This is a genomic window from Marinilactibacillus piezotolerans (assembly GCF_900169305.1).
Classification (GTDB): Bacteria; Bacillota; Bacilli; order Lactobacillales; family Carnobacteriaceae_A; genus Marinilactibacillus; species Marinilactibacillus piezotolerans_A.
In genome coordinates, this window is record NZ_FWDP01000004.1 from 715825 (window position 1) to 736366 (window position 20542).

Annotated in this window: 18 protein-coding genes; 4 read left to right on the forward strand and 14 right to left on the reverse strand. The window is 31.3% G+C overall.

Translation table 11 applies throughout. The features are described 5' to 3' along the window. Positions 1 to 53: 53 nt before the first annotated feature. Together B6F02_RS07315 and B6F02_RS07320 are read left to right on the forward strand one after the other, a co-directional pair. Complete coding sequence (locus B6F02_RS07315) at positions 54 to 617, forward strand: helix-turn-helix domain-containing protein (protein WP_080146705.1); 564 nt, start codon at positions 54 to 56, stop codon at positions 615 to 617. Then, a complete protein-coding gene (locus tag B6F02_RS07320) occupies positions 581 to 1447 on the forward strand; it encodes an IS3 family transposase (protein WP_080146706.1) in 867 nt (288 codons plus the stop codon). Before B6F02_RS07315 ends, B6F02_RS07320 begins: the two co-directional genes overlap by 37 nt. 293 nt (positions 1448 to 1740) lie before the next feature. Here the strand turns inward: B6F02_RS07320 and B6F02_RS07325 are convergent, their stop codons facing one another. Next, positions 1741 to 3000, reverse strand: a complete 1260-nt coding sequence (locus B6F02_RS07325) for a sunset domain-containing protein (protein WP_080146707.1) — start codon at positions 2998 to 3000, stop codon at positions 1741 to 1743. Between the two features lie 200 nt (positions 3001 to 3200). Continuing rightward, complete coding sequence (locus tag B6F02_RS07330; protein ID WP_080146708.1) at positions 3201 to 4562, reverse strand: DUF4301 family protein; 1362 nt, start codon at positions 4560 to 4562, stop codon at positions 3201 to 3203. 153 nt (positions 4563 to 4715) lie between these two features. On the opposite strand from B6F02_RS07330, the gene B6F02_RS07335 reads away from it, so the two are divergent. Together B6F02_RS07335 and B6F02_RS07340 are read left to right on the forward strand one after the other, a co-directional pair. Further along, a complete protein-coding gene (locus B6F02_RS07335) occupies positions 4716 to 5108 on the forward strand; it encodes an ATP-binding protein (RefSeq protein WP_143745243.1) in 393 nt (130 codons plus the stop codon). After that, on the forward strand, positions 5105 to 5287 hold the full coding sequence (locus tag B6F02_RS07340; protein ID WP_080146709.1) for a hypothetical protein: 183 nt from the start codon (positions 5105 to 5107) through the stop codon (positions 5285 to 5287). The genes B6F02_RS07335 and B6F02_RS07340 overlap by 4 nt, the downstream gene beginning before the upstream one ends. Positions 5288 to 5764: 477 nt before the next feature. On the opposite strand, the gene B6F02_RS07345 is transcribed toward B6F02_RS07340, so the two are convergent. The 12 genes from B6F02_RS07345 to B6F02_RS07400 form a co-directional block, all read right to left on the reverse strand. Next, entirely contained in the window at positions 5765 to 7297 is a 1533-nt protein-coding gene (locus B6F02_RS07345) for an oligosaccharide flippase family protein (protein ID WP_080146710.1), read from the reverse strand. A 28-nt stretch (positions 7298 to 7325) separates the two neighbouring features. Further along, a complete protein-coding gene (locus tag B6F02_RS07350) occupies positions 7326 to 8459 on the reverse strand; it encodes a hypothetical protein (protein WP_080146711.1) in 1134 nt (377 codons plus the stop codon). A gap of 150 nt (positions 8460 to 8609) precedes the next feature. Continuing rightward, positions 8610 to 9758, reverse strand: a complete 1149-nt coding sequence (locus B6F02_RS07355) for a glycosyltransferase (RefSeq protein ID WP_080146712.1) — start codon at positions 9756 to 9758, stop codon at positions 8610 to 8612. A 243-nt stretch (positions 9759 to 10001) separates the two neighbouring features. After that, positions 10002 to 11177, reverse strand: a complete 1176-nt coding sequence (locus tag B6F02_RS07360) for a glycosyltransferase family 4 protein (RefSeq protein ID WP_080146713.1) — start codon at positions 11175 to 11177, stop codon at positions 10002 to 10004. 1191 nt (positions 11178 to 12368) lie between these two features. Then, entirely contained in the window at positions 12369 to 13385 is a 1017-nt protein-coding gene (locus B6F02_RS07365) for a glycosyltransferase (protein ID WP_080146714.1), read from the reverse strand. Continuing rightward, positions 13360 to 14520 carry a hypothetical protein gene (locus B6F02_RS07370; protein WP_080146715.1) on the reverse strand — a complete coding sequence of 387 codons (1161 nt, stop codon included), beginning with the start codon at positions 14518 to 14520 and terminating at the stop codon, positions 13360 to 13362. The genes B6F02_RS07365 and B6F02_RS07370 overlap by 26 nt, the downstream gene beginning before the upstream one ends. Positions 14521 to 14537: 17 nt before the next feature. Further along, a complete protein-coding gene (locus B6F02_RS07375; RefSeq protein ID WP_256864667.1) occupies positions 14538 to 15662 on the reverse strand; it encodes a glycosyltransferase in 1125 nt (374 codons plus the stop codon). A 2-nt stretch (positions 15663 to 15664) separates the two neighbouring features. Continuing rightward, positions 15665 to 16378 carry a sugar transferase gene (locus tag B6F02_RS07380; protein WP_080146716.1) on the reverse strand — a complete coding sequence of 238 codons (714 nt, stop codon included), beginning with the start codon at positions 16376 to 16378 and terminating at the stop codon, positions 15665 to 15667. A 116-nt stretch (positions 16379 to 16494) separates the two neighbouring features. After that, a complete protein-coding gene (locus tag B6F02_RS07385) occupies positions 16495 to 17196 on the reverse strand; it encodes a CpsD/CapB family tyrosine-protein kinase (protein WP_080146717.1) in 702 nt (233 codons plus the stop codon). An 11-nt stretch (positions 17197 to 17207) separates the two neighbouring features. Then, on the reverse strand, positions 17208 to 17951 hold the full coding sequence (locus tag B6F02_RS07390; protein ID WP_080146718.1) for a YveK family protein: 744 nt from the start codon (positions 17949 to 17951) through the stop codon (positions 17208 to 17210). Positions 17952 to 18074: 123 nt separating this feature from the next. After that, a complete protein-coding gene (locus B6F02_RS07395) occupies positions 18075 to 19244 on the reverse strand; it encodes a nucleotide sugar dehydrogenase (RefSeq protein ID WP_080146719.1) in 1170 nt (389 codons plus the stop codon). A gap of 166 nt (positions 19245 to 19410) precedes the next feature. After that, positions 19411 to 20382: an LCP family glycopolymer transferase gene (locus tag B6F02_RS07400; protein WP_080146720.1), complete on the reverse strand. Its 972-nt coding sequence runs from the start codon at positions 20380 to 20382 to the stop codon at positions 19411 to 19413. Positions 20383 to 20542 lie beyond the last annotated feature (160 nt).

Below are 20542 nucleotides of genomic sequence, written 5' to 3' on the forward strand. Positions count from 1 at the left end.
GTGCCGACCCCCAGAAGTTAGAGTAAACAATCTAACTTCTGGGGGATTTTTGTATGGTAAAATACAGCTTTGAATTCAAATTAAAAATTGTAAATGAATATCGGGAGGGACCTTTAGGGTATACGTTACTAGCGAAAAAATACGGATTACCTAGTAACACCCCTGTTGAAAAGTGGGTTCAGCTGTATCAACGTTTTGGAGAAGATGGATTAAAGCGTAAAAAATCTAAAGAAGTCTACTCTGTTCATTTTAAATTAGATGTATTACACTTTATGAAACGAACAGGTGCTTCTTATCAAGAAACAGCTCATTCCTTCGGAATCAGAGAATCTTCTATAATTGCGAACTGGAATCGAACGTTTCATCAAGAAGGAATAGAAGGCCTGAAACCTAAAGCCAAGGGGCGACCTTCTATGTCTAAGCAACCAAAGAAAAAAACAGGTAAAGATCAAAATAAATTATCTAGAGAACAAGAACTGGAACGGGAAAATGAGCTTCTCCGATTGGAGAATGCTTACTTAAAAAAATTAGAAGCTTACGAGAAGAATCCGAATGCCTTTCTCGAAAAGCACAAGCAACGGTGGCGTTCGAGCTCAAAGAAGAAGGATACAGACTAAAGGATATACTTTTAGTAGTAGGAATTCCTGAAGCTACGTATCATTATCATGTAAAGCGATGGAACAAAGCAGATCAGAATCTATTCTTAAAAGAAACTATTTCCGAGCTGTTTTATCACTTCAAAGAGCGATATGGATACAAGCGAATCACAAAAGAGTTGAATAAGACTGGAATCAAAATCAATCATAAAAAAGTTTATCGATTGATGAAAGAACTCCACTTAAAGTGTACTAAGTTCACCCGTAAAACGCGTAAATATAACTCTTACAAAGGAACAGTAGGAAAAGTTGCAAAAAACCTTCTAAACCGACGGTTCACTACTCCTTATCCTTTACAAAAATTAGTGACAGATATTACGGAATTCAAATGTCTTGGAGACTATAAACTCTACCTCAATCCTATTATGGATTTATATAATGGAGAAGTCATTTCTTATGGCCTCAGTCATCGTCCAACTTTGGATTTAGTAATACATCCACTAAAGGAAGCTGTTCAGGTAGTTAAAAACAACGCTACAGTGCGTACGACGATTCATTCCGATCAAGGCTGGCATTATCAACACAAACAATGGAGAACTTACTTGAAGAAAAACAAGGTTTTTCAAAGTATGTCTCGTAAAGCAACGTGTTCTGATAACGCGGCGATGGAGAACTTTTTTGGCATTATGAAACAAGAAATGTATCACGGAGAGCCTTTGAAGGCGTATGAGGAACTCAAAAAAGAAATCGAAGAGTATATTGAGTGGTACAACACTATTCGTGGAAAACAAAAATTGGCTGGCCTAAGTCCAGTGGAATACCGAACTCAAACCAGCCAAGAGGCTGCATAATATTAAACTCTAACTTTAAGGGGTAAGCACCAATCCGTTACAATTGGAGCATACAAAATGACCACCTATATAATAAGTATGCCGTCAAGCATAGCTCTAATTATACAGGAAGTCTATTCGGATAAGACTATTTAATTCTAAGAGTGGCTCTCTACTACCCCTCACTGACTCTATTATCTGCATGCAGTGGCTTACTCTCCACACAGGAACATTCATTGTTAAAGTTGGACAATACAAATAGAACCTATATGCAAGAATGATTTCTTGTAAACAGGCTCTATTGGTCTTATTTTTTACTTAGCTGGCCTATACCCTGCTTTCATAGCTTGAGCTTCAGTCTTGAACATAGCTTTTGGTCTGGTTGTTGAGTTGTAGTACTGACTATTTGGAAGATGGTAAATCTTGCTGCTTGATCCTTTGATCAGTCCTCTACCATTCTTGACATACTGTTTAGTCCCATCTCTGTAAACGTTAGTCGTTGAACCTGGAGGATTATTGCCTTTCTTAACTAATCGGATTTCTATACCTTCTAATCTGAAGCTGAACCCTGAAGTTCCAGAAATTTGACCATTCTTAGCCCATCCTAGCCAGCCAAACGTCTGAGAGTGTACTCGGTAGTATACATCATAGTATTTTGCCATTTCACCAGTTAGTTTGATTTTAATTGCTTCTAAACGTTTCGCTTCTCCCGAAGTTCCATTTACTTGATTATTTGATTTCCAATCTAACCATCCATAAGATTGAACGTGTGGTTGATAAGTGATTCCCCCACTGTATTCTGGATTTTCAATATTGATTTTTAACGCTTCTAATCTCTTTGCTTTGCCTACAGTTCCCGAGGTTGCTCCATTGCTTACTGGAGATTGCCAACCGTAAGATTGAACATGAGTTGAATAATTAAGCTTCATTTGAGCTTTTGGTTTGGTATATTTTACAAAAGGTCTCTTAGTAGAACCAGGAGCATTTTGATATTTAGGCACCACTTTGACCTCAATTGCTTCAAGTCGATAAGCATACGCTTCCGTTCCAGCAGCTTCTCCATTTTTTGCCCAGTCTAACCACCCAAAACTCTGAGCATGTACTCGGTAGTATACATCATATTGGCGTTCTAAGTTTCCAGTCAGTTTGATTTTAATCGCTTCTAACCTTTTTGCCTCGCCAGAAGTACCGCTAGTTTGACCATTTTTCACCCAGTTTTGCCATCCATATGATTGAACGTGAGTTTGATATGTAATGTCACCTTCAGCTATATTCGGCGATTGAATTTGTATGGCTTCCAACCTTTTAGCTTCACCAGAAGTGCCGCTTACTTCCCCGTTAGTGACATATCCTTGCCAGCCAAATGATTGGACATGCGTTCTATATAGAGGTTGAGACGGTTGTGTGCTTGACGTTATATCAGAGTCATCCATTTCTAAAGTATCATTACTCTGATCAGCACTTAGATTGTTGAATTCAATATCACTATTCTGAGCATTTGCTGAAATAAAGTTGCTGTTAAAACTTATCAATACAGCTACTGCAGCTATTAATTTCACAAGTTGTTTTTTCATATTACATCTCCTTTTCTGTTTGCCTATAGAATAGCATAATCTAAACAGATAAAGTAACGTAATTATGAACAAAATAAGTCTTTTGCAAAAGCATCTCGTTCCTGTTTAACAACAAAATAATTCTGAAAATAACGAATAATATTTTAATTAATGAATATATAGATCAGATGAATTAACAGTTTCTTTTCATCAATTGAAGTTTAGACTAGAACTGACTCTTGATGTCCATCTCTCAACAAGTCATTCACTGTTTTGATTGGATTAAATGTCGATGACGGTACTTCCACAAATAACGTATTCCAGTGGTGCATCGCGCCATTCCATAGCCCCGGATGTTCTAAAGCTTTCAGCTTCCTGCCGTTATGTGATTTCTCACTGATAAAGTATCGGTCTTCATTAACATACTTGGTTAAATCGTACTTGTTGTCTTCATAATCTTTTACAAAGCAAACTAGATCTACTGGATTAAAGTATTGAGAGTTATTCAAGATTTCCACTTTAGCTGGATCTGATAAATCAATTTCCGACTTTTCACAAATCTGCAGATCTAGATACTCTCCGTTATCTACTATGAATGGTCCCCCACCAGGTTCACCAGCGTTTTCAACCACTCCACAAACTCTAAGCGGTCTATCTAAAAACTGTATCGCTTTTTCTTTCGTCCATTCGCTTTTCAAGGTTACATTCAGCGTTTCATTTAAGAACTGCACAATTTCTTCTAAGTTATATTCATCGGTTTTTAGTTGCATTAAGTATTGATCAACTTGTTTTTTAACTTCCAAACCAATTGAAGCTAGCGCTTTTTTAGAAGATAGAGTATCTTCAATACGACTTCTATGGCAGACATTGTCTACATTTTTAATAAAGATAATGTCTCCGTCTAGATCATTTAAGTTCTCCAGCAATGCGCCATGACCACCAGGACGATATAACACCTCTCCATTATTTAAAACGAACGGTGCATTTTCCATATCTACTGCCATTGTATTTGTCTCCGGCTTCTGGAAAGAATAGGTAACTTCTACATTAGACTTGTCTTTGATCGCTTCCTCAATATATGTATTAAACAACTCTTCGTGATCATTTGCAATTGTAAAGTGCAGTTGAATACGTTCATCATTAAGATATTGTTCACCTTCGTAAATATGCTCATCAATTGGTGTGGTCGTAACATTACCATAGTCATGAATCTTGATCAGCGCTTTTGGCAAGCTGCCATAACTTAAACCATCTTTTACAATGTTATTAATAAGATAATTTTCTTCTTTATCACCCATAGAAAAATCAACTGAATTTACTGTATCTTGAAGATCGTCATAAAAAGCAAAGTTTTCTAGATTACTTAAAAAGGTTTCTACAAACTCAGTTTTTTCTTGATTTTCCAAATATGAGTATAAGTCCTTAAACATTCTAGTAGCAGCTCCACTTGCTGGAACAAATTTGATGCAGTTATAGTTTATGTAATCGCTATTTATATTATTTAATTTTCTAAGTTCTCTATCACTTACTGCAGATTTAATGTTTACAAAATTAATTCCATTTTCAAATTTTTCACTCGACATGTTTCGAGACACTCCTTTTATAATTGAAGTTTTCTAAAAGTTAAAAAGTTTAGACTTCTATGAATCATTTTAACATAACACCTTTAATCTTAATAGTGAATATTGCATCTCAATAGAGCCACCCCCGCATGGTTCATTTGAGAGGCAGTAGTCATTAAGGCTTGTCGTCAACACCACAAAGTAAAATATGTTCGCCTTCCAGAATTGCTGGATGAATTTATGGTGGCCAAAAATGAAGCCGATGGAAGTTTCCTAAAATTACTCAATAGATATAAGAGAGTTGAGCTACTCATTATTGATGAGTGGTTACTGACTACTCTTCCGGCTGTACATATCTATACTTTATTTGAGATCATTGAAGCTCGATTGAAGGCTACCTCTACGTTTTTTTGTTCTCAAACCGCCCCTAAAAGATGGTATGAGAAATTAGGCGATGCTCTTGTGGCAGACGCTATCCTTGACCGCGTTGTTCATGATTCCTATAATGTTTTGTTAGATGGAGAAATCTCAATGCGCGAGCGACATGGTTTGGGGGCATTCAAATGATCTCAGAAGATGTAGAGATACGAATTGCTTTACATTATTTTCATCGCTACCTTCCTTCTGAAGTGATGGAAGAATTAGAATTTCTTTTACTTCCCTATTACTTAGGCGAGGAAGAGCCATCGGCAGATGATATGGTTAAATTAGCTATCGCATGTATGGACGAAGCACTAGAAGAATAAGCTTGAACGAGCTGCTTGTAGTCTATGACTATGAGCGGCTCTTTCTTCTGCACTCAGTGGCTCAGTTCTCCGCAATCACTGGCTCTAAACTCCGCACAGCTGGCTCTATTTCTTCGCAATACTCATCTATCTATCGATTTTATAAATATCATTTATTTAAAGTTACATGCTCGCTCAATATGTATACCGGGGCAAGATATGGATAATGGTTTAGCATCCAATGGTGCATTTTTGGCGCATTAATAAACGACGTTGGTGAAATCACTAACGTCATTTATTATAGTATAGAACCCTAATTGACACAGAGCCATTATTAAAGCTTGAATAGATACTTAAGTAAAATAAGAGACTATGACTTATGGAAAATATCTAGCTATCTAGTCCTAATTATAGTGAAGGTCCAAAAAAGACGTAAGTTTAAGAAAAGTAGGTAGGCGGTTTTATTCAACAGGCTGTGATTTAGCATATCCATGTCATTTAATGAAAAATCTTTTTTTTAAACACCACTATGATTTTATCTAACCAATATTTAAAACTATCTGTTTTAAAATTTACCAAACTGAATATAATTATTACTGATAAGAAGCTGACAATGATTTTTATTCCTATTGTTGTAAAAGAAGCGCTCATTTGTTGAGTCAAAAACCATAAAATGACATATGAAGTTACAGTACATAAGAAATATTTAATCTGTGTGAAATAATAAGTAGAAATATTCTTATGAAATATATTTCTGTTTAAAACTAATGGTTCGTACCATACTGTTGTTAAAACTCTTGATATACCAGTAGCAATAATAATACCTGCAACTCCCCAGACGGAACTTAACAAAATAGATATTAAAATATTAATTACAGCAGTAGCCAACATTATATAACGTATTTGTTTAAATAGCCCATAAGCTGCTCGAAACATCCAAATCGGGTTTATTATATTTTGTATATAGAAACTAAACACAATGGCAAAGACAGCTAGATCCGGTAATAAAAACTCATTACCTAGCCAAATAACTATAAAATCATTAAAAATTGATAAGAAGCACAAGGAACAGAATGCAGTAATAAAATGGAAAAATAACAGAAGATGATTAAAAATATCATAAGATTTATTCGTATCATTTTCTGTTGATAAGTTACCAATACTTGCTATAATTGCTGTTGTCAGAATACTAATAAATCCTTGTATCTGTGAAACAATCATAGAGTAATTAGAATAGTATCCAACTACAATAGTTCCAAGTAAAACTGAAATTAAAATATTATCTGTATAATTGATTATAGTCTGACCAATCTTATACAAAAAAGTTGATTTTACATTAGTAATTATTACTTTTTTCTCTTCATCATGCAACGTCTCATTATTATCCGAAATATGGTACCTTTTATTTGCAACATATGTAAGTAACATATTTTGTAATAATGTACTTAAAATAGTAATCAAAAGATATAAAATAAAATTATGGAATAAAAACAATATCAAAACTTGAATGATCGTTGTAATAATGCTTGCAATTGTAGTGATCAGGTCAATAATATAATTTTTTTGATCTGCTTTAATAAGCGTAGATTTATAAACTGCAAGATAAGATAAAGCAGAATTAGTTAGATAAATTATATAATACAAGATGACATCATTATTAGGTAGAGATGAATTCACAATATATTTCATAAACGGAATAATTGTAACCCCAAGTAAAAATACACCTAACGCTAAAAACCGATATAGCTTTTTATAAAAATTCAGAAGTCTTCCTACTGAACGCCTATCACCATTTGCTAACGGCTTATATAAACTAAATGTCAGCACGTTCCCTAATCCTAATTCTGCCAAAGATAACATTGTTAAAATATTAGTAAATAAACCATTAATACCTAAATATTCAGCTCCTAATATTCGTATAAATACTGTACGGCTAAGGAACATTAAGAGTAACATGAAAACTTTATTACTGATACCAATTAATCCATTAATAATAACATTCTGACTCCGAGATCTGCTCTTAAGACTCAATAAATTGGCTTCCTTTCTAGATTTATTTCTATAGTCCTATTAAATCACATAAAATTTTTTCCATTTCAATCTTTAAATTTTCATTGTCATAATGGAAAGGTATATTAATTTTGTAAGTACTGGTTCCTTCGAAAACCGTAGACATTCTTTGCTTCCAAGCCATGAAAATATCATCAGGATCAAACTGGTTAGTTGAATTATTATACAATGCGTTCAAATTTCTATATGAGAGTGGTACAAAAAATTTGTTCATTTCATTTCGAATAATGTAATAACTCATTTCACAGGCTTTATCAGCATCAATTTTTTCAACACTTAATTCTGCAACTTTATCATCCCTATTTAGTATCACATATGTGTTTAATTTCAAATTATTTAAATCTTCTTCAGGCATAATTTGATAAAGAGTATGAGGGTTTCTACGACGCCTAACTTTCGACGGATTAATTTTTTTTCTTAGATTCCATTGAAATCTACCAAATAATCCATCATCATTTAGAATTTTTTTTTCAAAATTTTTCGATCCAATAGTGTTATAGGCATATATTTTAGGATAAGCATAATTAACAAACACCTTTCCCTCATCATTCAATACACATAAATCATCACACACAAAGAAAATATCTTCTCTTTGGCCCAGTGATAATAAAGTTGATGTTTTCCCAGTTCCCCCAGTACCTCCTACCATCGCGACCCTACCGTCCTTAGTTGCCATAGCACTACCGTGTAATACAAACATGTTGTCACGAAACAAAATATTTCCTACTAAAATATCTTCATGTATTTTTTGACCCGCCGCTTGATCTGGCAGAGAAAACTGTATATCTCTCATTAGAACATAAGATTGACGAAGATAATTGTATTTGTATTTATTCGGATATACATAGATTTCATTCTTATTAAAAACCCAAAATACTTTTCCCCAGTAAAAATCTAGACCAAACACATCGGAATCAAAATAATGCTCCTTTGGATTTCTAGAAAAATTATATTGTTCTTCAATATTAACTTTAGGGTTAACGAAAATACTTAAGTCAACTTTTTCTTTATCAGTCACGATTGGATATAAATTTAATTCATCTATTAAAATAGCGGAAAATTCTGAATTGTCATAATTCATTTGTACAGTTTGATTAAAAATTTTATAAGTTATATTTTTCATTATTTCACATTCTCCTCGTTATTCCTAATTTGATTTTAAAGCAAATATTAGTTGATTTAGAAACATTTCTACTAATACCGGATCATCATATAACAGTTCTAGAAATATAATATAATGATTCTTGGACTGATTATATAATAAACTAATAGCTTAGGTTAAAGTTGTTAAGTGAGCTTCTGATAATACCTCTTCCCATTGAGTAATCACTTTTTTTAAAGAAAATTCTTCTACTCTTTTTAGTGATTTATTCTGATATTCTTTTCTTATTTTATCGTTATTAATCATAGAAATAACTTCTTTCATTATTTTTTCTATATTGCCATTTTCTACTAGTTTGCCATATTTACCAAAACCTAATGCCTCAATTGATCCTGTGTTTTCAAAAGATATAACTGGCAATCCAAAGCTCATTGCTTCTGCTATAACTAACGGAAACCCTTCCCATCGACTAGTCATCAAATAAAAACTACTTTTAAAATAATGCTTGTGTAATTCTAGGCCATTTAAAGGGCCACGAAATATAATTTTTTCTCTAGCATCAAATCTAGTTAATAATTTTTCAACCTTTTTTTTGGTATGTTTATCTACAGAGCCAGCTACCGAGATTTTCCAATCTTTGGGAAGTTTTGAAGCTATTTCTATTAGATAGTCAATACCTTTATGCTGAATATCAACACGGCCTACAAAGCAGATTATTTTATCTTCTAATAACGAAACTTTGTTATTATCTATTGTTAGAGGATTGTATATCCTTGAAATAGAATTAGCATAATTATTATATACAGTGAAATCACTATCAGTTAAACATATTACATGATTAGCCTGAGTCAATCCTTTTAAATAGGCAGTTTTATATGATTTGGCGTAATCATTTATGTACGTGTTAGCATTATTATGCTGCCACGCGATTAAGAATAATTCTGGTGCTCGACGCTTAATGTAAGGGATAAATGAGGTTAGATCTGGCCCACTTAATATTAAGCAGTTAATATTATTTTTTTTTGAAAAGTTAATTAATTTTTTTAGATTTGCTGTAACATATCTTGAAGGAGTATATTCTCCGGATGAAAGGTACTGCTCAAGCAATCTTCGAGATTTCACAAACTTTCTTAATAATAGATTCTTATCCAACCACGTTTCACCATTTATTAAGTTATTTTCTATTCCATAAAAATTCTCTGCACTATGCATAGAATAATAATATACTTCATGCTTTTTTGACAACTCTTTACCTATTATGGTAGTAACTCGTTGAATCCCGCCTAACTCAAAATTACCATTAACAAATGCAATTTTCATATATTTCTCCTTTAAGACTTATCGAATCCTCTTGATTATTTTTCTTTTATTAAATTATAATAAATAAAAGTTTTACTACTTCAAATTTTACAGTAGTTGACAGAACCTTTTAATTTTAGTTAATTTATGTGTTCATAAAGAAACTAATATATTTGAAAATGCGTATGAGAAGACTAAATGTTCAACTGAATTAATAATGACTAGTATAAAATACAAGTATTAATTTTCTCATACATATTCGTACTATCTAATAGCAGTTTGCTCTTTCATTTCTTTTGAGATGTCCTCATATATTAAAGATATGTTTTTAGCATTAATTTCTGCAGTAAAGTTTTCTAATACAATATTCTTAATTCTATTAGTCTCAAGGGAATAATATTTAATGTTTTTTAAAACTTTCTCTATACAATTTAATAAACTTAAGTGATTATGAGATTCATAAAGCAAATTTGATTTAACAAATTTAAATATTTCTTGAGTTCCTGCTACATTGGCTCCTATTGAAATTTTATTTGCTAGCATTGCTTCAATAGTAACTCTTCCGAACGCTTCTGCTCCCGAAGCAATGATTACAATATCTAAATTTCCCCATATTTCCTCAACACTATGCTTAGGTCCTTTAAGAGATACATATTTTCCTAAAAAATTTTTCTTAACATACTGCGTAAGTTCAGACTGGTACTTTTTGTCATGAGTAGGTCCTATTATATTCAAAAAGATATTATTGTAGCCTTTCTCTTTTAATTCGCCAAATGCTTTAATTACTTCTAACTGTCCCTTACTTGGAGATATTCTTCCAACTATTCCAATTTGAATCTTTTTAATATTTATAGTTTTTTTTTCTAATGTTTCTAATGTTTTTGAATCAACACCATTAAAAACTGTTACTAATTTTGTGTTATTTACTACTCCTGAATACTTCTCTTTAACACTGTTAGAGATAGCAATTACTTTTACTGCTTCTCGTATCTCATTTATACTTTTCTTTGGTTCAATTAATCTTATTTTATGATCAGCTTCTAGAAATTCCCGAATGTGCCAAACAATAGGAATCCCCAAACTTTTAGCCGCTTTATATCCTACGTTTACAGTGCTAGCATTAATATGAAGAATGTCTATTTTATCTTTTAAAATAATTGACTTCACTTTTGTGTTCGCTATGTTGTTAATAGTTTTTTTTAAAATAAACTTAAAAAAATGCTTAAAATTTCCTAACTCATTTTCTCCTATTGTATTATCATAGTAATTAATTATATAGTATTTTATTTTTATTTCATTCAACTTTTCTGTTAAATATCCTTTTGACTTTAAAATTACTATAGGATTATAATTCAATTTTTTTAGTTCTCTAACTAATCCTATTAATGAATTAGTTGCTCCAGTCATTTCAGGATATGTAGCTATAAAAAGAATATTCACTTACCTTACTCCCTACCCTAGATATTTTATATTTTTTATAATAATTTATACTTGTTTAAACTTGTTTTGCAAGTAATCAAACACCTCATTTTTGAATATAGTCTAAGTAACAGATTTTACTCAAAGTAAAAAGTAATTTTAATAAGTAATTTTCGTAAATTCCAACAAGAAAAATTTGTAAACTATATTTTAAACTTCTTATAGAGGTAATATATTTCAAGCAATTTCATTTGAGATTTTTTAAATCTATAAAAAATTATAGCTTACGAAAATACCTAAAGATTTATATGATGGTAAATAACTAAATAAGTTGCCACCACGAAAATAAGGTGATCCTGATATGGATGTTTTAAATCTTTTTCCGGTATAATTCGAATTCTTCTGACGCTATCTATAACGGTTTAAAGCAATGATTAATCCACTCACAACATTGAATCAGATCTTATTGATAATAACAACTAATTAGAGACTCTATTAATCTAGTTGCTGATTATAATTCTCAAGAAACAATAAGCCATCAGGAAAAAAATAAATTAAAGTGTGTGCTAACATTATTTTATTGATGACTTTTAAAGGTTTAACCCATGCTGTATTAAAAAGAAAATGCGTTCTAGAAAATAAAACACGCCTAAATGTTGCAAAAAGTTAACCTAAACTTTATTTGAGCATATTAATTATATTTTCCTGTAAATTACAATCTAATCAGCGTTAACAGTATGTCTATGAAACGCCTTTAAAGTTAATAAAGAACACAAGAACCGGTATCTCGCTCACTTAAAAACGAATAGGTGCTTTGGAACATGAATTTTTGTTTGGCCGTTCCAAGAATTTTTTTGAAAATAGACATCAAATAATGTGTTAAGCGTAGACCTACAAAAAATCTCTAGCATAGAAATATATAAACACATTCTTCTTAGTCTTAATTTTGAATAAATTTCATCTTTTTGGCAAAGATCATCAATTTTAATAATATTTTTGAAATAATTTGGGAAATATTATATTTGAATCAATTCATTTGTATTTAAAAAACTAGCAAGCTTTATTAGTGAACTAAAAAATTTAATCATCTTGAGCCTATCTACGGTTCCCTTTGCTTCAAAAAAATTAACAGATTTAAATAGCATGAATAACCGTCATAAAATTAAAGCTAATTTTGTTTTTTTCAAGATAATCACTAACAGTATAAATCAATTAATTGCCATACACTGTTTGGAGTTTACTCAAAAATTTATCAATATCATTAAGCTTTATAGCTTTTGCTTGTGCATGTTTACTTTTATTTCTATAGTAGGAATCTGATTTTAGTAATTTTATTATTTCTGTTACTTGATAATCAATGTTACTAGATATTAAGCCCGATTTATTATCAACAATAGTAGGAAGTCCGCCAACATTTGACACAACTGCTGGTAGTCCTAGTAACATTGCTTCAAGGGCTACCAGTCCAAAACCTTCATACAACGAGGTCAATACAAATACTCTACTTTTTTTCATAAATTGATAAGGATTTTCTTGAAAACCCAAGTAATTAATATTAGATTTCAACCCCATACTATTTATATTCTTATGAAATTCTTCATACATACTACCTTCACCCACATATGCAGCTTTTATACTAGGAATTTCTTTTTTTACATGTGTTATTATAGATAGAAATTTAATTGGGTCTTTTTGAGGTTCTAATCTACCTACCATTATGACATCATACAGTTTCTCAGTAGTTACCTGTTCTATGCCACTAAAAAAAACTACATTTCCTAAAGTAATACTATTTTTCAGAAAATTACCTTTGTATTCGTCTTTTACTGATTCAGAAACTATAAATATTTTTTCAAATCTAGGAATTGATAGAGTATATAGTAACCAACGTTTAGAAAATACATTCATTAAAGGATCATTACTGTGAAGGTGAGATATAATTCTTTTTTTAAATCTAAAAGATAGCACAGCAGCAATTACCGAAGCAGTAACGTCATGTGCATGAATAATATCAGGCTTTTCTTGCTTAATTATCTTACTAATTTTTCTACATGAAATTTTTTGGACATCAATATGACGAACATTGTTTTTTTTTAATATATTATTAATTTTTCCCCGAGGTGATACATATATATGTTCGTTATTTTTATCGAGTTTACAAATATTCATAACTACATTCTCTAATCCACTGTAATTGCCAGTATTAACTAAATGAACTATTTTTTTCATCCGAACCTACCTTTAAGTTACTAAAATAATTTTTATTAAAATATGATATTACTAGAAATGGTAATGTAAAATTAAGACTAGGAACAATAGCATTAGTCTCCATAAAACCATATACTAAGAAAATAAAAGATGTAATCAATAACATAGTATTTCTTGTATTGATTAAATGATTGAACATCTTTACAAATAAGAAACTAATTAATATTGTTGGTAAAATACCATGCTGAGTGATAGAAAAGATATATATATTATCTAAAGTAGCATCATATTGGCCTGGTACTAAATAAGGATCTATAACACTAACCCCTTGAATATTAATTAGTTTTATTTGATTATTTAAATATAGATTGAACAAATACGGTCTTCCAGATAATAGACGGTTAATAGCTGAGTTAGGATCGGTTCCGATGACAGCGATAACCACTGACAAGGTTAAAAATATAAAAAAACTGTATTTAACTACTTTACGAAAAGCGTTAAAAGACAAAAATTGTAAAACTTTCTTTTTAAAAAATTTTAAGTTTAAGAAATAAAACATTACTAGAAGAATAAAAGCAGTCCTAGAGTTGGTCAAGAAAAACAGCCAACAACCAATAATTAAAAACAAAAATTCCACAAGAATATGGTACTTTGTATTTCTCAGATAAAAGTGTACTGAAAAAAATATAGGAAGAAAAAACATGAATACTGCATTAGGATGTGTAAATCCCAATGAATGTCTAATCCCAACATCCCCAGTAGAATATATTCTGATTAAATCATGACTTTCTAAAAATCCAGTAAAATAGAAGAGAAAGTGAATCGAAAAGCAAATTGTCGAGCTAAAAAAAATAGACTTAAAAAATAGACTAGGATGCCTATAAGCAAACATTATTGCAAAGATGACAGGCATTATAAACGTTGTATCTTTTGAAATCCCAGTCAGGATAAAACTGACCACTACTACGATAAGTGTTTTTACACTCCACTTCTCTACAGAAAGCATCTTTCCTTTTTTTTGTAAAATATAAAAATCAATTAGAAAAAAGAAGATAAACATACCTAAAGAAAAAATTGCATAAGTTAATGAAATTTTTTCATTAACCAAAATGTATTTGTATGCTACCGCAAAAAAGACAGAAAGGAAATAGAACATACGTCACCTCCTCATAGCTAATAATTATTTTGAATGTTATTGATCATAACCTCTAATGAAAATCGAGTTTTAAACTTTTCTTTTGCTTTAATAGAATATCCGTTGTTATTTTTTATATGAGAAATCAAATCATATATTTCTATATCGGAATCTATAAATTCTCCATTTTCGTTAGTAGCTACAATTTCATTATTCCCAACTACGTTAGTGGCTAATATTGGAACGCCAGCTCTCATAGCTTCAATAGGTGCATAAGGCAACCCTTCATATAAAGAAGTTATCAAAAAAATATCGTATCCAGCAACTATAAACTCACTGTCTCTTCTATCTCCTAGCAAATGAATGTTTTTTTCTAGTTTATTGGTATGTATGAAATCTTTAATAGTATCCATTAACGGTCCATTACCAGCCCATACAAAATGATAATTTTCATCAGTTTGAATCACTTTTCTAGCTATTTCCAGAAATAACCTAGGATTCTTTTGATGTGACATGCGTGCATTATTCCCAATCACAAAACTAGTTTTTTTAAGACCTAGTAACTCTCTTACTTCTTCTTTTTTTGGAAGCTCAACTTCTGGCAAACCATTGTATATTACTTCGAATTTATCTTCTTTATCTAATAAATTCTCTAATGCAGATTGTTTCTCACCGTTTGAAACACAAAAAGTTTTAGTTGTAGCAAATCTACTTAATATTTTTTCTATACCTATAAATAGTTTTTTCATATTTGTATTAAATTCTGGAGCTAAAAAAGAATAAGCATGAGGCGTATAAAATACTTTTTGCACACCACACATTTTAGCTGCTAGGCGTCCAACAACTCCTGCTTTAGAACTGTGACAATGAATAATATCAGGATTAATCTCTTTAATTTTTTCTATAATAAACTGATAAGTTTCTATATCTTTTTTCATATTTATTTTTCTAACGAATGAATTACAAGGAAACAATTTTGCATTTAATTTTAAACTTTCATATCGATTTAGAAATACATCATCTAATGTTTTTGTTCCGTGTATAAAATATATTTCAAAACTATCTTTATCTAGATTTTCAATTAATTGAACAACGTGCTTTCTGAGTCCTCCACTCATTGACTCACTAATTAACAATACCCTTTTTTTCATGTTGTTTTCCACTTTTAATATGCTCCGTTTGGTTTTATCATAATATAAACTGTTTTAATAATAATTTTTATGTCATTAATAAGACTCTGTTGCTTGATATATTTCAAATCCAATTCTATCATGTCAAAAAAACTAACGTTATTCCGTCCACTAATTTGCCATAGACCAGTACATCCTGGTTTTATTAATAGACGCTGTCTATCGTATGTAGAATAATTTATAACTTCTCTTTCTAAAGGTGGTCTAGGTCCTACTAAACTCATATCCCCTTTTAAGACATTTAGAAGTTGTGGTAGTTCATCTATACTTGTTTTCCTAATAAACTTGCCTATAGTTGTAACTCGTGGATCGTCCTTCATTTTAAACATTGCTCCATCAATTTCATTGTACTTTAGTAATTCTCTTAGTTTATCTTCAGCATCTACACACATAGAACGAAATTTATACATTTTAAATTTTTTTCCATCTTTACCAACACGTATTTGAGAGAAAAAAACTGGTCCTTCTTTCTCCTCTCGTTTAATTGCTATGGCTACAAAAAGAAGTAATGGAAATAACATTACTACCCCTATCAAACTTCCTAAGATATCAATCAAACGCTTTGAAAAACGATAAATAAAATCATTATTTACCTCTTCAGTTCTAAGAAAAGAAGAGGTAATAACAACACTGTTCTTTGAAGACTGTGTTTTTAACAATTCTAGTTCGCATTCTTCTTTCATTCTCATTCTCCTTTCAAAGTACTTTGTTTTTTATTTTATATGATAATTTATAACGAAGTTTTTATTTACATCTGTATCATATATCATATCACTCTTAACTTCTCTTTTTGAACAGTCTTAACTCATTCTCCATAATAATAATAGTAATTGTCATCTGATTTCTCCACTTTATTTAATACTGCTCCTAATATGTTCGCTTTTACATTAACAAGCAATTCTTTTGATTTAATCATTTGTTCTTTAGATACTTCCCCTTTAGGAATGATAAATAATACTCCATCTGCTTTAGAAGCCATTATTTGAGCATCTGTAACTGCTAGAACTGGTGGCATATCGAAAATTACCATGTCAAAATACTTATACATCTCATTTATAATGCTAGTCATTCTTTTTGAAGACAAAAGTTCTGCCGGATTAGGTGGAATTGCGCCACTCGTTAACAAATACAATCCTTCTGTGTGAGTTCTATATATTGTGTTTTCAATCTTCGTTTCTTTATCTGTTAACAGTTTTGTCAGTCCATCAATGTTTTTTATATTAAAAGTTTTATGAACAGTAGGTTTTCTTAAATCAGCATCTACCAGTAAAATTTTTTTATCTTCAGAAGCAAAGGTTACTGCTAGATTTGCTGAAACAGTTGATTTACCAGATGATGGTCCAGCCGATGTTACCACGATTGATTTTAATGTTTCATCCACCATTGAAAATTGTATATTAGTTCGAATGGTTCTAAACTGCTCCGATACTACAGAAGTCGGTTTGTTAACAACTACTAATCCTGGTCTTTCATTATTTTGAACTCGTTTATTTTTTTTAAATAACATATATACTCCCTTTACACTCTTGATCGTGAAGTTCTTACTTCAGTTGTTTTCTGAGAAAAAGATGGATGATTTTCACGTTTTAATTCTTCTGGGGTCATAACAGATATATGACCTAAGTTATTCCAACTTAATTCTTCCGTAATAAATCTATCATCTTTTACAGAGGTATCTAAAAACTCTAATAAAAAGACTACACCAATTCCTATTATTCCGCCCGACACAATTCCTATAATAACGTTTAATAGATTGTTAGGTGAAATAGGATTTGTATTTGCAATTGCTTCAGAAATTACCGTTACATTATCTACGTTCATAATAGTTGCTAAATTATTTTGAAACACTGTGGCTGTTGTATTGGCAATATCTGCTGCAGTATAGGGGTTGTCACTATTAACTTGCACAGAAAAAACTTGAGAGTTATTTTCTGTTGTAACATTTATCTTATCTTTAAGATTATCAGTTGTTGTCTCTAAATTTAATTCTTCAATGACTGGGTCAAGTATAACTGGATTTCGAATAATGTCTGAATATGTATTGATCAATTGGACATTTGTATCGATATCGGCTCTTTGAATGACTTCCGTTTCTTGTGTTCGATTGACCAACAATTGCGTAGTTGCGCTATAACTAGGTGTTGCGATAAAAAAAGTATAAGCTGCTGAGAGAACCAGCCCTACCAATACCATATTAATAATTAAACCTAACCTCTTCTTGAATATATTGAAGAGTTCAACTAAACTAATTTCTTCTTCCATTGTATCCTCCTGATGTATGTATAAACGTTATTTTAGTTTTTAACTACTGCATAAATGCTTTTCTTAAAAAGATCATATACCTCTTCTTTAATAATAGAGGTATATGATAACTAGTCCTTTACTCTAATCTAAATGATACAAATCTCTTGTATACACTTTATCTTTAACATCAACAATATCATCCGTAATTCTGTTCGCTACGATAACATCTACTTCTGATTTAAAAGACTCAAGGTCATTATTAACTACTGAATTAAAGAACAGCTCATCTTGCAAAACTGGTTCATAAACAACCACTTCAATTCCTTTAGCTTTTATACGCTTCATAATGCCTTGGATAGAACTTTGTCTAAAGTTATCTGATCCAGCTTTCATAACCAGACGGTAAATTCCAACCTTTTTAGGATTCCTAGCGATTATCTGGCTGGCTACAAAATCTTTTCGAGTTCTATTTGCATCTACGATTGCCCCGATAATATTATTGGGAACTTGGTCATAGTTCGCCAATAACTGTTTCGTATCTTTAGGCAAACAATATCCGCCATAACCGAATGATGGATTATTATAATGATCTCCAATGCGAGGATCTAATCCTACACCATCAATAATGGATTTCGTATCAAGACCATGTACTTCTGCATACGTATCTAATTCATTGAAGTAAGCGACTCTAAGTGCAAGATAGGTATTTGCAAATAGTTTTACAGCTTCTGCTTCCGTAGAGTCCATTAGTAAGACAGAGATGTCTTTATCTTCAGCGCCTTCTACTAATAGATCTGCAAACTTTTGTGCACGCTCAGAATTTTCACCGATAATAATTCGACTAGGATGCAAGTTATCATATAGAGCTTTTCCTTCTCGTAAAAATTCTGGCGAGAAAATAATTTTATCTGTATTGTATTTCTCTCTAACAGAGGCTGTATAACCTACTGGAATGGTAGATTTGATAATTATTGTTGCATTAGGAGCATATTCAAGTACATCTTCAATTACGACTTCAACTAAAGAAGTATCAAAATAATTATTTTTGTCGTCATAATTAGTTGGAGCAGCGATGACGACATATTCAGGGTTATGTCCATATGCAACTGTTTTGTCAGATGTTGCTTCTAAATTTAATTCTTTATTTGCTAAGTACTCTTCAATTTCTTTATCTTCAATAGGTGATTTTTTGTTTCTAATCATCTCTACTTTTTCTTCAACAATTTCTAATGCTTTAACATTATTATGTTGAGCAAGTAAGATGGCATTTGAAAGGCCAACGTAGCCCATGCCAACAACGGTTACATTCATGTTGTTATTTCCTTCCGTAATCAAGTACTTCTATTATAACTTATCTCATATAAAAAACAATAAGTGTATGAAAATTTAAACAATAAAATAAAACATTTTGTGACAGAAAGCTATAAAAGCAATCAAAAAAGTACAATTCACTTGAGATAAATTGTACTTTTTTACTTTAAAGCTCTAATTCAGACTTCAAAAGGTCACTAATTCTCTGAACTTCTTCATCTGGGATAAACTCATAGTAAACACCATTTTGTTTTCTACCCGTTCCAGACATCTGAACTTGTTCCATTTTTCCGATAGCTGAATTGTATTTTGTAAATAAATCTACCATATCATCAAACGTTAGATTCGTTTGCATATTGCTGCTCAAAGAATTAAGCACACTCTGATAGTTCATAACAGATTCTACTGAGGCCATTTTTTTGATAGTTGTGGTTACGACTTCCCTTTGTCTTTCTTGTCGTCCATAATCTCCATTAGGATCATCATAACGCATTCTTGAATAAGCTAACGCTGTTTCTCCATTCATATGAGTAGGCTGTCCTTCTTCGAAGTGGTAGCCACCTTCATAATCAAAAGTTAGAGGAGGAGTAATATCAATTCCACCTACAGCATCAATGATTTGCTGCAACCCTTCCATATTTACTGAAACATAATAATCCACTGGAATATCAAACAATGTCTGCACTGTATTTAGTGTCATATCAATTCCGCCAAAAGCGTAAGCATGGTTAATTTTATCCATCGTTCCATGTCCAACAATCTCAGTGTACGTATCTCTTGGTATACTAACGATCGTAGTCTCATTGGTATTAGGGTTCACTGTCATCAACATTAATGAATCTGAACGTCCTTTGTATTCTCTACCTAGAGCTCCAGTATCAATACCTGTTAACAGTACAGAGAACGGATCTTTACCTTGATCTACAACCACAGGCTTTTCTCTCTTCTGCTCATGATTTGATTCTGTATACATCTCATCTGTAGAAGATTGTACATCACTATACACTTTCCATGCTACAAAAGTTCCTGCACCAACAATAAGCAATAAAACAACTGCTAGAGAAATCAATATCTTTTTCCAGATCGATTTCTTTTTTCTTTTTTTACGTTTTCTTCTTACACGTTTTTCTTCTTCCATATTTTACCTTCTCTCTAAATAAGTAGCTTTGCATTCTTCATTATTTTACCAGTGTATATCAAGAATACAATAGCTGACTTATGAAGATTTTATTAACATTTTATTTGTTATAGTATCACTATTTAAAATGTAACTTTTTGATTTTTCCCTGATACCTACT

Coding starts and splice junctions, on each gene's coding strand:
- B6F02_RS07380 (WP_080146716.1), bottom strand. CDS start 16,378: ATGAGAATGAAAGAAGAATGCGAACTAGAATTGTTAAAAACACAGTCT.
- B6F02_RS07350 (WP_080146711.1), bottom strand. CDS start 8,459: ATGAAAAATATAACTTATAAAATTTTTAATCAAACTGTACAAATGAAT.
- B6F02_RS07390 (WP_080146718.1), bottom strand. CDS start 17,951: ATGGAAGAAGAAATTAGTTTAGTTGAACTCTTCAATATATTCAAGAAG.
- B6F02_RS07315 (WP_080146705.1), top strand. CDS start 54: ATGGTAAAATACAGCTTTGAATTCAAATTAAAAATTGTAAATGAATAT.
- B6F02_RS07330 (WP_080146708.1), bottom strand. CDS start 4,562: ATGTCGAGTGAAAAATTTGAAAATGGAATTAATTTTGTAAACATTAAA.
- B6F02_RS07325 (WP_080146707.1), bottom strand. CDS start 3,000: ATGAAAAAACAACTTGTGAAATTAATAGCTGCAGTAGCTGTATTGATA.
- B6F02_RS07340 (WP_080146709.1), top strand. CDS start 5,105: ATGATCTCAGAAGATGTAGAGATACGAATTGCTTTACATTATTTTCAT.
- B6F02_RS07400 (WP_080146720.1), bottom strand. CDS start 20,382: ATGGAAGAAGAAAAACGTGTAAGAAGAAAACGTAAAAAAAGAAAAAAG.
- B6F02_RS07385 (WP_080146717.1), bottom strand. CDS start 17,196: ATGTTATTTAAAAAAAATAAACGAGTTCAAAATAATGAAAGACCAGGA.
- B6F02_RS07370 (WP_080146715.1), bottom strand. CDS start 14,520: ATGTTCTATTTCCTTTCTGTCTTTTTTGCGGTAGCATACAAATACATT.
- B6F02_RS07395 (WP_080146719.1), bottom strand. CDS start 19,244: ATGAATGTAACCGTTGTTGGCATGGGCTACGTTGGCCTTTCAAATGCC.
- B6F02_RS07365 (WP_080146714.1), bottom strand. CDS start 13,385: ATGAAAAAAATAGTTCATTTAGTTAATACTGGCAATTACAGTGGATTA.
- B6F02_RS07355 (WP_080146712.1), bottom strand. CDS start 9,758: ATGAAAATTGCATTTGTTAATGGTAATTTTGAGTTAGGCGGGATTCAA.